Consider the following 305-nt stretch of genomic DNA (forward strand, 5'->3'; position numbering starts at 1 on the left):
GCATGAACAATATTTCTTACGAGGCGATACAGGATGAAGGCCGAACATTGGATCTGGCGGGCCTGTCTTTACAACTGATTCCCGCACACTACCTTCACTCTTCGGGCAACTACCATGTATATGACCCTGTCGCGAAGATCCTGTTCACTGGCGATGTTGGTGCGGCTCTTGAGCCTATCGACAGCCCAATGTTCGTCGATGATTTTGATGCACATATCCCGAAAATGAAAATGTTCCATCAACGCTGGATGCCTTCCAATGCAGCCAAAAATGACTGGATCAACCGCGTCAGAAAATTAGAGATC

Annotated in this window: 1 protein-coding gene; it reads left to right on the forward strand. The window is 47.9% G+C overall.

The features are described 5' to 3' along the window. A partial coding sequence (locus A3766_RS09395; RefSeq protein WP_156508823.1) for an MBL fold metallo-hydrolase occupies positions 1-305 on the forward strand: 305 nt, incomplete at both ends.

Source organism: Oleiphilus sp. HI0132 (assembly GCF_001635845.1).